Origin of the sequence: Synechococcus sp. R55.2 (assembly GCF_047462075.1) — a bacterium.
In the GTDB taxonomy this organism is placed as follows: domain Bacteria; phylum Cyanobacteriota; class Cyanobacteriia; order Thermostichales; family Thermostichaceae; genus Thermostichus.
Genome location: NZ_JANSIH010000067.1, coordinates 22859 through 34422, shown reverse-complemented (window position 1 = coordinate 34422; position 11564 = coordinate 22859). Strand labels below are relative to the sequence as shown.

The 11564-nt window shown below is 58.2% G+C and carries 9 protein-coding genes and 1 tRNA gene; 1 reads left to right on the top strand and 9 read right to left on the bottom strand.

What is annotated here, in order from left to right; all coding sequences use genetic code 11:
• Positions 1–163: 163 nt before the first annotated feature.
• The 7 genes from NW838_RS02535 to groES all read right to left on the bottom strand — a co-directional run bounded on the left by NW838_RS02535 (position 164) and on the right by groES (position 8635).
• Entirely contained in the window at positions 164–1747 is a 1584-nt protein-coding gene (locus NW838_RS02535) for an iron uptake porin (RefSeq protein ID WP_414427442.1), read from the bottom strand.
• 444 nt (positions 1748–2191) lie between these two features.
• Positions 2192–3772 (bottom strand): iron uptake porin, encoded by a 1581-nt coding sequence (locus tag NW838_RS02530; RefSeq protein ID WP_414427441.1) that lies wholly within the window; start codon positions 3770–3772, stop codon positions 2192–2194.
• Positions 3773–4071: 299 nt separating this feature from the next.
• A tRNA-Val gene (locus NW838_RS02525) sits at positions 4072–4143 on the bottom strand.
• A gap of 41 nt (positions 4144–4184) precedes the next feature.
• A complete protein-coding gene (locus NW838_RS02520; RefSeq protein ID WP_414356085.1) occupies positions 4185–5348 on the bottom strand; it encodes a GuaB3 family IMP dehydrogenase-related protein in 1164 nt (387 codons plus the stop codon).
• A gap of 115 nt (positions 5349–5463) precedes the next feature.
• Positions 5464–6258, bottom strand: coding sequence for a DUF429 domain-containing protein (locus NW838_RS02515; protein ID WP_414356086.1), 795 nt, complete (start codon positions 6256–6258; stop codon positions 5464–5466).
• A gap of 340 nt (positions 6259–6598) precedes the next feature.
• A complete protein-coding gene (gene groL, locus NW838_RS02510; RefSeq protein ID WP_011433224.1) occupies positions 6599–8233 on the bottom strand; it encodes a chaperonin GroEL in 1635 nt (544 codons plus the stop codon).
• Positions 8234–8323: 90 nt separating this feature from the next.
• Positions 8324–8635, bottom strand: a complete 312-nt coding sequence (gene groES, locus NW838_RS02505; RefSeq protein ID WP_011433225.1) for a co-chaperone GroES — start codon at positions 8633–8635, stop codon at positions 8324–8326.
• A gap of 208 nt (positions 8636–8843) precedes the next feature.
• On the opposite strand from groES, the gene NW838_RS02500 reads away from it, so the two are divergent.
• On the top strand, positions 8844–9674 hold the full coding sequence (locus NW838_RS02500; protein WP_414427440.1) for a PhzF family phenazine biosynthesis protein: 831 nt from the start codon (positions 8844–8846) through the stop codon (positions 9672–9674).
• A 62-nt stretch (positions 9675–9736) separates the two neighbouring features.
• On the opposite strand, the gene NW838_RS02495 is transcribed toward NW838_RS02500, so the two are convergent.
• Together NW838_RS02495 and NW838_RS02490 are read right to left on the bottom strand one after the other, a co-directional pair.
• A complete protein-coding gene (locus NW838_RS02495) occupies positions 9737–10720 on the bottom strand; it encodes an apocytochrome f (protein WP_414356089.1) in 984 nt (327 codons plus the stop codon).
• Between the two features lie 228 nt (positions 10721–10948).
• On the bottom strand, positions 10949–11467 hold the full coding sequence (locus NW838_RS02490; protein ID WP_414351678.1) for a cytochrome b6-f complex iron-sulfur subunit: 519 nt from the start codon (positions 11465–11467) through the stop codon (positions 10949–10951).
• Positions 11468–11564: the final 97 nt, after the last annotated feature.

The window sequence follows — 11564 nt, the reverse complement described above, 5'->3', positions numbered from 1 at the left end:
TCTCTATCTCGTCAGTGCTCTCTTTTGGCTCAAATGAAAGATCAACACAACCTAGTCTGAGTCGAAATGACCATAAAGTAAGGTTTGAACCAAAAAAGGGATCCACTGCAGTGGATCCCTACTTAACTTAACGACTTGAATGTCAGCGTAAGGACTCTGGGAACTAGAAAGCAAACACAGCCCGCAAGACACCCACGCCGATGGTTGGATCGGTATCCCCAGACTTGCTAGGCCCACCATTGGGATTGCTCACAAAGTAGGCTGCCGGGGTAAGGGTGAGGTACTCGTTCACCGGGAAGCTGTAGTAAACATCCACGATGAAAGGACGGCTGTCAAAAACTCCCTCCTCGGTGCTGACAATCGGTTGGCCAAACACCACACCGCCCTGAGCACCCTCAATGAAGAGATCCGGGAAAGCAAAGCCAAACAGGAACCCGTTGAAATCTTCATCACCCGGATCAATGGTGCCAGCCGGTACCACGTTGGGCAAGTTGTAATCCACATTGCCAGCAGTAAACCAGCCGGATACGGTAATTCGAGGGCTAAGCTCCCAGTTGGCTGCCACCGAGAAAGCATTGACACGGGCAGAAACATCTACCATCGTCCTCCGCAGAGGGCCACGGAAAAGAGCTGTACCGTTGGCCAAGAACTCAGGGCCATCGTTTGCCTTCTGCAGATAGGTACTGGCAAACTGCAGGTAAATCTCTAGATTTTCATTCGGCAGGAAGCCCAGCTCCACCGCGTGGGCGCTATCGCTACCGGTTATACCGCTGTCGCCGAAGCCCTTGCCCAAGGCTTGAGCGTTCCTGGTGCTGTAGCTGTAGGCCAAGCGTAGTTGATCCGAGAGTCGGTAGCGGAAGCCAAACAGAGCTCCACCTGGCACGTCCGCCGTGGAGTTGGGAGCATCAGCAAAGTCGGAGAGAGCTTCGAAGGGTGTGCTGTAGTTGAATACATCGAACACACTTGAGCCAACGATACCCGTGTAGATGGTAGCTGCTCGGTTGAAAGCTGGGAATTGGTAGATCAGCTTGGCCAGGGTGAAAGTGCCGCCGCCACGGCCGCCAAACTCAAGGCCGGGATCCCCATCAAAGAACTCAGTCACAGCATCGCGAGCTTGGAGACGAATGCGCAGGCGATCGCGACCCACAAAAGAAGCATCGAAGTTCAAGCGTACCCGATAGGGAAGAGTCATGTTGGCTTGGTTTTGCTCTGCTACTACCTTCCCATCAACAACTCTGTCTTCCGTGAGAGCGCTGCCTACAACAGCGGCGATGACTTGGGCATTCAACTTGGTAACCGGGTTGAAGACCTTCCCTTTCAAATCAGTAACATCGGCTTCCAGGGCATCCACCCGCCCGCGCAGGGCTGCCAGCTCAGCAGCAAATTCCTCTTGCAAGCGCTGCAGAGTGGCCAAGTCTTCCCTGGAGACTTTGTCGGCCAAACCGGCTGCAATCAACTCATTGATGCGATCCAAGCAGGCGTTCATACCGGCGGCAAACTCAAAGCGAGTCATAGCCCGGTTGCCGCGGAAGGTGCGGTCAGGGTAGCCGGCAATACAACCGTAGCGCTCCACCAAGGATTGCAGGGCTTGGAAGGCCCAGTCGGTGGGCTGCACATCCGAAAGCTCAGAGATGGAGGTGACCGGCCCGGTAGCTTGGGCATAAGCCACTCCAGGGGTCAGGATCGCTGCTGCACCCAGAGTGCCGGCCAGCAGCGTTTTCCAGTAGTTCGCGTGTTTCGCGGGCATGTTTCTCTCCTTGTTCTTTTCCTCACACCTTTTTGGCTGTAGGGATGTCTTCTAGAGATAACCAATTGCCTAACTCAAGAACAAGTCTGGCAACTGCGGACTTCGGTGAAGACATGATGTGGAGATTATGATACAGCCGAAGTCCACATCCTCTTGCTGTCCGGTCTGCCCTACAGTTAATGCGGTGTCCCCACATCTGTGGCCAAGACATGGGTATCTGTTCCCGCCATTCTCACACCTACACCGAGCCTGTGGCAAAGACCTGGGCAGATCTCACGCAGTGCGCTTTTTGTAGCCCATGGCCTCGTCTTAAGCTCAACCTCAAGCTCTTCAATGCCAGCATCCTTATCCCCACAGAGGAGTTGATTATTCTTATTCAATGAAGGGATCCACCGTAGTGGATCCCTGCCTGGCAATTTGGCTGTAAGCGTGAGGAGCTAGGAACTAGAAAGTAAACACAGCTCGCAAAGCCCCCACGCCAATGGTTGGGTCGTTGTCTCCGGGTCTGCCGCCATTGGGGTTGCTCACAAAGTAGGCAGCAGGCGTTAGAGTAATGTACTCGTTGACCGGGAAGCTGTAGTAGACGTCCACAACGAAGGGGCGAGTATCCCACACTCCGTCGTTGTCTGTGGTCACGATTGGCTGCCCAAATACAATCCCGCCTTTGGCACCCTCCACAAAGAGGTCAGGGAAAACAAAGCCAAAGAGGAAACCATTAAAGTCTTCCTCACCCGGATCAACAGTACCAGCTGGTACCACATTGGGCAGGTTGTAATCCACATTGCCAGCCGTAAACCAGCCAGACAAGGTAATGCGAGGGCTAATCTCCCAGTTGGCTGCGACTGTAAAGGCGTTTACCCGCGCAGAGACATCTACCCGAGTTCTTCTTACCGGTCCACGGAAGAGACTTTTACCCGTGGCCAGGAAGGTGGGGCCGTCGTTCGCCTGCTGCAGGTAGGTGGAAGCAAACTGAAGGTAAAACTCCAAGCTCTCGGTTGGCAAGAAGCCCAGCTCGACGGTGTGAGCGCTATCATCACCTGTTAAGCCACTGTCGCCAAAGCCTCTCCCCAAGGCTTGCCCTCTTCTGGTGCTGTAGGCGTAGGCTAAACGAAACTGGTCGCTCAAACGGTAGCGAAAACCAAATAGGGTTCCGCTGGGCACATCTGCCGTAGAGTTGGGAGCATCGGCAAAGTCCGACAGGGCATCAAAGGGCGTGCTGTACTGCAGAACGCTCGACACTCCCGTACCCGTAATGCCCGTGTAGATAGTAGCAGCGCGGTCGAAAGCAGGAAATTGATAAACCAGCTGGGCAAGGGTGAAGGTACCACCCGCGCCTCCTTGGAAGCCAACGCCTGGGTCACCCTCAAAGAAGGTGGTTACCGCATCGCGAGCTTGGAGACGAATGCGCAGGCGATCGCGACCCACAAAAGAAGCATCGAAGTTCAAGCGTACCCGATAGGGAAGAGTCATGTTGGCTTGGTTTTGCTCTGCTACTACCTTCCCATCAACAACTCTGTCTTCCGTGAGAGCGCTGCCTACAACAGCGGCGATGACTTGGGCATTCAACTTGGTAACCGGGTTGAAGACCTTCCCTTTCAAATCAGTAACATCGGCTTCCAGGGCATCCACCCGCCCGCGCAGGGCTGCCAGCTCAGCAGCAAATTCCTCTTGCAAGCGCTGCAGAGTGGCCAAGTCTTCCCTGGAGACTTTGTCGGCCAAACCGGCTGCAATCAACTCATTGATGCGATCCAAGCAGGCGTTCATACCGGCGGCAAACTCAAAGCGAGTCATAGCCCGGTTGCCGCGGAAGGTGCGGTCAGGGTAGCCGGCAATACAACCGTAGCGCTCCACCAAGGATTGCAGGGCTTGGAAGGCCCAGTCGGTGGGCTGCACATCCGAAAGCTCAGAGATGGAGGTGACCGGCCCGGTAGCTTGGGCATAAGCCACTCCAGGGGTCAGGATCGCTGCTGCACCCAGAGTGCCGGCCAGCAGCGTTTTCCAGTAGTTCGCGTGTTTCGCGGGCATGTTTCTCTCCTTGTTCTTTTCCTCACACCTTTTTGGCTGTAGGGATGTCCTCATAGAAGCGACAAACTGCCTACCTCAACAACGAGCCTGGCAATCGCGGACTCTGGGAAGACATGATACAGCCGAAGTCCACATCGTCTACCACTTTACACACTTTCTGGGCAAGACTCAATGCGAGACCCAACTGCGGTAGATGATCGAGGCTCGATATCCACTACTCTACCTCAGGGATCCGGCTCTGGCTAGCGGGTGTATCTCAAACTGAGACAGAGCTCTCAAGCTGCAAGCTCCGGTGGGGATGGGCGGTACCGGACTCGAACCAGTGACATCCTGCTTGTAAGGCAGGCGCTCTACCGCTGAGCTAACCGCCCCCGAGGGATCCCAGTCCACCGAGTTTAGCATTCCCAAGGGACTATTTCCCCATGCCCAGGCTTTGCGCCTTCTGGTACACCTTCCCCTCTGTGAGCAGGGAAGGGGCAATGCAGATCTCCACCTGCTGCATTTCTCGAAGATTGGCAGCCCCCAAGGTGGCCATGCTGGTGCGCAGGGCGCCCAAGAGGTTGTGGGTACCGTCGTCCAGGCGGGCGGGGCCGCGCAAGATTTCTTCCAAGGTGCCGGTGGATCCCACGCGGATGCGGGTGCCGCGGGGCAAGATGGGGCTGGGGGTGGCCATGCCCCAGTGAAAGCCGCGACCGGGGGCTTCATGGGCGCGGGCCAAGGGGGATCCGATCATCACTGCGTCCGCTCCACAGGCGATGGCCTTGCAAATATCGCCGCCGGTCACCAATCCGCCATCGGCAATGATGGGAACGTAGGCGCCGGTTTCCGCCAAAAACTGCTCCCGTGCAGCGGCACAGTCGGCGATGGCCGTAGCCTGCGGCACTCCCACCCCCAACACGCCTCGGGAAGTACAGGCAGCGCCAGGGCCGATCCCCACCAAGACACCGGCAGCTCCGGCCTGCATCAGCTCCAGAGCGACATCGTAGGTAACGCAGTTGCCCACCACAACAGGAATGGGCATCGACCGGCAAAATTGGGCCAGATCCAGCAGTTCCATGCCTTCGGGAACCTTGTGGTGGACGGAAACTACCGTGGCCTGAACGAAGAACAGATCCCCCCCGGCTTCCGCCACCAGGGGGCCGTATTGGGCGGCGTGGGCGGGCACGCAGCTAGCGGCGGCAATGGCGCCGGAGGCTTTAATCTGGCGGATGCGTTCTTGGATTAGCTCTGGCTTCACCGGCTCGCCGTAGAGGCGCTGCATTAGGGGCACAAACTCGTCTTTGCCCACCGACGCAATCTGATCCAACACCTCATCGGGATCGGCGTAGCGGGTTTGGATGCCATCCAGGTTCAACACCCCGAAAGCTCCCAGCTCCGAGAGCAAAATGGCCATTCGCACATCCACCACGCCATCCATGGCGCTGGCGATGATGGGGATTTGCCGTTGGATCCCTCCCAGGGTGAAGTGGGTATCCACCAGGCTGGGATCCAGCGTTCGTCTGCCTGGGGCCAGCGCGATTTCATCCAGCCCGTAAGCGCGTCTTGCCTGCCGATTGCGGCCCAGTTGCACGTCCATTTTTCCCCTGTTCTGCGGATCCCTTGTTTTTATCATGCCGCCAAGGAGGGATCCAAGGCTAGCGAGAGTTTTGTTCTTCTGGTTGGGATTTCCACCTGCGATCCCGGAGCGGGTCTCAATCAGCCTCAGAGGTTCGAGGGGGCAAGGGCGTGAAAATGTGCCCTTCTTGCAGGTTGCCGAAACTGCGGCAGCGCTCGGATCCCCAACGGAACCCGTAGAGGGCGATGTAGGCACACATCAACGCATCCACCTGATCTTCGTAGTTTTTGAGTCGACGGCCCTTGAGGGATCCCACCTTCACTTGGAGCAGCTCTTCGTGATCCTGGAGAGCCGGGTCAGCGGCAGCCAGAGAGCGCAGATGATGCTGGTAAAGTTGCCAAGCTTGTTGCCGTTCCGGCCAGGTGCGTCGAGGGCGGGCCTTGTATTTTAGGGTGCGGCTGAGGCCAAAGAGGCTGACCAAGGCGCTGTGGGGGAAGACCTCGGTCACTTGGCGGGTAAGTTTTCCTCGCTCGATGCTGGCCTGCTCCCGAAAGCCATAACTGGCTAGGGCTTGCACCAAGGCTTCCCCTCTCACCTGGCCGTTTTTTTCTAGAAGCCGGCGGTTGGCTGGGTGGGCCCCGGCTGCATAGGCGCGAAACACCCGGTTCAGTTCGGCCTCGGCCCGTCGCTGTCCGCTGAGGTTGGGGACGCGCAGGGGGGCATCCACCGCCACCAAGCAGGGATCTTCGCCCGCCTGAGCTTGAATATAGTCCAGGATCTCCTCATCCGTTTGGAGAATGCGGCTATCGACCAGATGGCCTGTCAAGTTCTGCCTGCCGGGATCCCCGAGCTGGACTCGCAGCGTGGCCAGACCGGAAGGGTTGCGGGTTGACCAGGCCAGATCCAGGCCAATGCAGATCAACTGAGCCACACCGCCTTCCCCTTCTCTTCAAGTTGGACAGAATCAGAGTCGTTATCAAAAAACCAGTTTGAGGCAGTTCCCGATTGCATGGCTCTAGCGCCCTCACCCCCAGACCCTCTCCCTCTGAGAAAAGGGGTTAGGGATCAGCATCACAAACAGTTTCGCTGCTGTCTCACGGTCGTTGGGAATGATCCCGCCGGATTGCCTGCGTCTTGATGAAAATCCACAAGAAAAGGGATCCTACCAGGGGATCCCCAGAGATTCATCCAAGATGCTCAGCCCGGAAGCGGAGTGCCCCCAAACTCTTCGGTGAGCCTAAGGGATCCGCCTCCCTGTGGCAATCAACAGATCAGTAGTCGTAGTCACTCATGCCGCTGCCGCTGCTTGCCGGCGTGTTGGTTTTGGGCTCGGGCTTGTCCACCACGATTGCTTCGGTGGTCAGCACCATCCCCGCAATGGAAGCGGCGTTTTGCAGGGCGGAACGGGTAACCTTGGCCGGGTCTACAATGCCCGCTTCGAACATATCCACGAAGGCGTCGTTCTGGGCATCGTAGCCGGTGTTGAAGGGCTTATCTTTCACCCGCTCCAGCACAATGGAGCCGTTTTGGCCGGCGTTCTCAGCAATGCGGCGCAGCGGAGCACCCAGAGCGCGGGCGACCAGGTTGGCCCCCACCAGTTCATCGCCGGACAGGTTGGCTTGCGCCCACTCGGTTACCACCGGGATCAGGTGTGCCAAGGTGGTACCGCCGCCGGGAACGATCCCTTCTTCTACCGCCGCTTTGGTGGCGTTAATGGCATCCTCCAGGCGCAACTTGCGGTCTTTCATCTCGGTTTCGGTGGCCGCGCCCACTTTGATCACTGCCACACCGCCGGAGAGCTTGGCCAGGCGCTCTTGCAGTTTTTCTTTGTCGTAGGTGGAGTCGGTTTCCTCAATTTGACGGCGAATTTGCTCGCAACGAGCTTTCACGGCCGCTTCGTTGCCTTCCGCCACGATGGTGGTATTGTCTTTGGTTACCGTGACGCGACGGGCAGTGCCGAAGGAATCGAGGCGAGCGTTCTCCAGCTTCAGGCCGCGCTCTTCGCTGATTACCTCACCACCGGTCAGGATGGCAATGTCTTCCAACATAGCCTTGCGGCGATCCCCGAAGCCAGGGGCTTTTACCGCTACCACGCTCAGCACACCCCGCAGCTTGTTCACCACCAGGGTAGCCAGCGCTTCTTTCTCGATGTCTTCGGCGATGATCAGCAGAGGACGACCGGCGCGGGCCACCTGCTCCAGAACCGGTACCAGGTCTTGCACCAGGGTGATCTTCTTATCGGTGATGAGGATGTAGGGGTTTTCCAGAACCGCTTCCATCCGCTCGGTATCGGTGACGAAGTAAGGGGAGATGTAGCCCTTGTCGAAGCGCATCCCTTCCGTCACTTCCAGCTCGGTGGTCATGGACTTGCCTTCTTCCAGGGAGATCACCCCTTCGCGGCCCACCTTGTCCATGGCCTCGGCAATCATACGGCCCACTTCTTCATCGTTACCGGCGGAAATGGCCGCCACCTGGGCAATGGCTTTGGAATCTTCGACCGGGCGGGCATGTTCGGCGATCTTGTCGACCAAAAACTTCACCGCCTTGTCGATCCCCCGCTTTAGGGCAATCGGGTTGGCGCCGGCAGCCACGTTTTTCAGACCTTCTTTCACCATGGCGTGAGCCAAGACCGTGGCCGTGGTGGTGCCATCCCCAGCCGTGTCATTGGTCTTGGAAGCCGCCTGCCGGATCAAGGAAACGCCTGTGTTCTCAATGTGGTCTTCCAGCTCGATTTCTTTGGCAATGGTTACCCCGTCGTTGATGATTTGGGGGGCGCCAAACTTCTTCTCCAGCACGACGTTGCGCCCTTTGGGACCCAGGGTAACGGCTACGGCTTCTGCCAAAATATCCATGCCGTGCTCTAGAGCGCGGCGGGCTTCTTCACTGAAGATGATTGATTTGGCCATAGTCAACCTCTCCGATGCAAATGCAGGTAAGGGTGAAACAGAGTCTCAAGGATTCAATCGTTCGTTGAACTGCTGCTGAATCACTGACCATTACTGAACAATGGCGAGAATGTCCCGCTCGGCCAACAGCACATATTCATCGCTGCCCAGCTTGACTTCGGTTCCGGCATACTTGGAGTAGAGCACTTTGTCGCCGGCTTTCAGTTCCATCGGGATCAGCTTGCCCTCGTCGTTGCGCTTGCCAGGGCCAACAGCAACCACTTCCCCCACCTGGGGCTTTTCCTTGGCAGTGTCCGGCAAGAAGATCCCACCTGCGGTTTTCTCGTCCTGCTGAGCGATTTTGACCAGCACGCGGTCGCCCAGCGGCTTCAGGGTAGAGACGTTAAGAGCCACTGCAGCCATGACGAATGTCCTCCGTGATCCTAACGAATTTCCATTAATTCCGCTTCCCGAGGGGAAGCGACTTAGCACTCTCGACTTACGAGTGCTAGTTTATCAGCCAACTTTCTGGCCTGACAATAGCCTTTGTCAGCGGGATCCCGCTTTTGGCGGGTACGGTCGGGGTGCGGATCCCCCTACTTTTGGTGCCGGTGTGGGATCATGGCCTGAGTTGGGCTGGGTTGAGAAGGTGTGGATCCCGTTGTTTCAGGTGGATGCATTTACGGCGGTGCCTTTCGGCGGCAATCCGGCAGCGGTGTGTCTGCTGCCCCAGGAGTTGCCAGAGGCGCTGATGCAGGCCATTGCCGCAGAGAACAATTTGTCGGAGACGGCTTTTTTACTTCCCCAGGGATCCCAGGGCGAGGTTCCCCACTATGGGCTGCGCTGGTTTACGCCGACGACGGAGGTGGATCTCTGTGGCCACGCCACCTTGGCTGGTGCCCATGTGCTGTTCACCGAGGTGCATCCTGAGGCGGAGAGGGTAGCCTTTTCCACCCGCAGTGGCCTGTTGCAGGTGCGGCGGCAGGGGGATCGCCTGGCCATGGATTTTCCTGCTCAAACCCCGGAACCTTGGCCAGAAGCCAAGGAGCAGGTGGCAGCGGCTTTGGGGATCCCACCTGTGGAGCTGTACCGCGGGGGTATGGGGGTGGCGGTGCTGGCTTCGGCGGGACAGGTGCAGCAGGTGCAACCGGATCTGGCCCAGGTTCAAGCACTCCCCGTTCCGGGGTTGATCGTCACAGCCTCTGGGGCGGCTCTGGGGAATGGGCCGGATTTTGTCTGCCGCGTTTTTGCCCCTCGGCTGGGGATCCCGGAAGATCCAGTGACGGGATCCGCCCAGTGTCTTTTGATGCCCTATTGGGCCAAACGCCTGGGTCGCTCTGAGTTACAGGCCCACCAGCTATCCAGCCGCGGCGGGGAGCTCTGGTGTCGCGATCTCGGCTCTCGCGTGGAGATTGCCGGGCAGGCTGTGCAGGTGATCAGAGGAGAGCTGAGGCTACCTTAGAACCCTACCGAACAAAAAACACCTCGGATACCTCCGAGGTGCAGGCCAGGAAAGAGCTTGAGCTAGCCAAGGATTTCGGCGGCTTGAATGAGCTCCACCTGCTTTTTCTTGAGCACCAATAAGAGCTGGGCAATCGTAACGGCTGCCAGGAAAGCCACCAGCCATTTCACCCGCTCCGGGCTTTGCAGCACCAGATCCCGCTCCACCTGGCCAAAGCCGCCCACATTGGGATTGTTGGTGACGGGATCCCCTTCTTTGACGCTGTCGCCAACGGCAACCACCAGTTCCGGCCCAGGCGGCACCACCAGGTTTTGGATCCCGCTTTCGGTCTCGAAGCTGAGAACTCTCGTGCCCGGCAGCTCGTATTCCGGGGGCACCAGGCTGGCCAATTCAGCCGGCAGATCGCTGATATCGGAGTTGAGGGTGGCGATGTTGACTAGACGCCCCGTGGCTGGGGCGCGGAAGACGTTGTTGTTGCTGAGGCTGCCGTCGGGGTTGAGCTGACCGCGACCCCGGTTGGCCCCAATGTAAACGCGATACTTCATGAAGGCCACCGAGGGATCCTCTTTCGGGTCAGGGGCCACCACCGGGAAGACGATTTCTTGATGCTGCTCGCCCGGCAAAGGCCCGACCAGGAGGATGTTGGGCTTCGCGTCGCTGTAGGGGGTGATGTAGGTCTCGGCAGTTTCTTGCCGTTGTTCCTCGGTCATCTCGGCTTCGGTGGCTAAACGGAAGCCCTCCGGCAAGACCACCACCGCGCCCACATTCAACCCACCCTTGCTGCCGTCTGCCAGCACCTGCTGCTTGCTCAGGTCATAAGGGATCCCAACTTTGATGGTAAACACCTGGCCGGGGGTGACTGCCTGGGGCACCTCGGCGCGAGTGGGCATGGCGTTCAGGTGGCAGTTGGCACAGACAATTTTTCCGGTCGCCTCGCGGGGGTTGTCGTAGGCCATCTGGGCGTAATAGGGGTAGGCTGCCGCCGGACGTGCCCCCATCCCCAGCAGCAGCAGCAGCGCGCAGAAGACTAAGCCAATTCGCTTCATAACTCTCAGCTCAGAATGGATTTCAATCACAGCTTTAGGACACAGTCTTGAAATAGCCATCTCGACGACTTGCCCCAAATCCCTTGGCAAAAGCCGGCACAGCCAGGATCCTTACCTCACCATCCTTCTAGATCAGGGAGATCAGGGGCCGGTCAACAGTTGGACTGGAAAGGTGCTCCGCACCGCTGACGCAATTGCCTGGGCAGAACTGGCGGGATCCCTTGCCCTTTAGGTCTCCCGGAAATCAGGGCCTTGCCAGGGGCTGAAGCGAACGTTGTCGCCATCCACCGTGGCGCTCACCAGCTCCAGCGAGCGGGGAGCCGGCCCCCGAATCACCTTGCCATTGGCCGCGTACTGGGATCCGTGGCAAGGGCACTTAAACAAATTTTCCCCCACATTCCAGGGCACCACGCAGCCAAGGTGGGTGCAAACCGCGTTGAGGCCATAGTTGGCCACCGCCCCGTTGTCGATCACGATGTAGGTGGGATCCCCTTTCAAACCTTGGGCCAGCACCCGGTCCGTGGCAGCATGGGTGGCCAACAGCTCACTGACACTGATGGGCTTGCCGAGAGCGTCCTGAGCTATGAGACCCTCACCCCCTCCACCGGAAGAGGGCGGGATAAAGTACTTCACCACCGGGTAGAGGGCGCCCACCACTACGACTCCCACAGAGCCGCTGAGCAGGGCATTGAGAAGAACCCGCCGGCTCATGGGGGGCGCTTCAAAGTTGCTAACCGCTTCCGTCATAATGGCAAATGCAAACCTGAGAAGTTTTAACGTTCGTTGACAAGCGACATCATCCTAACCGACCCCTCTGGCCAATATCGTTAAGAAATGCAACGCT

Bases quoted from the DNA above. Each gene is read 5' to 3' on its own strand.
- NW838_RS02490 (WP_414351678.1), bottom strand. From the start codon at position 11,467: ATGACGGAAGCGGTTAGCAACTTTGAAGCGCCCCCCATGAGCCGGCGG.
- NW838_RS02530 (WP_414427441.1), bottom strand. From the start codon at position 3,772: ATGCCCGCGAAACACGCGAACTACTGGAAAACGCTGCTGGCCGGCACT.
- groES (WP_011433225.1), bottom strand. From the start codon at position 8,635: ATGGCTGCAGTGGCTCTTAACGTCTCTACCCTGAAGCCGCTGGGCGAC.
- NW838_RS02535 (WP_414427442.1), bottom strand. From the start codon at position 1,747: ATGCCCGCGAAACACGCGAACTACTGGAAAACGCTGCTGGCCGGCACT.
- NW838_RS02520 (WP_414356085.1), bottom strand. From the start codon at position 5,348: ATGGACGTGCAACTGGGCCGCAATCGGCAGGCAAGACGCGCTTACGGG.
- NW838_RS02495 (WP_414356089.1), bottom strand. From the start codon at position 10,720: ATGAAGCGAATTGGCTTAGTCTTCTGCGCGCTGCTGCTGCTGCTGGGG.
- groL (WP_011433224.1), bottom strand. From the start codon at position 8,233: ATGGCCAAATCAATCATCTTCAGTGAAGAAGCCCGCCGCGCTCTAGAG.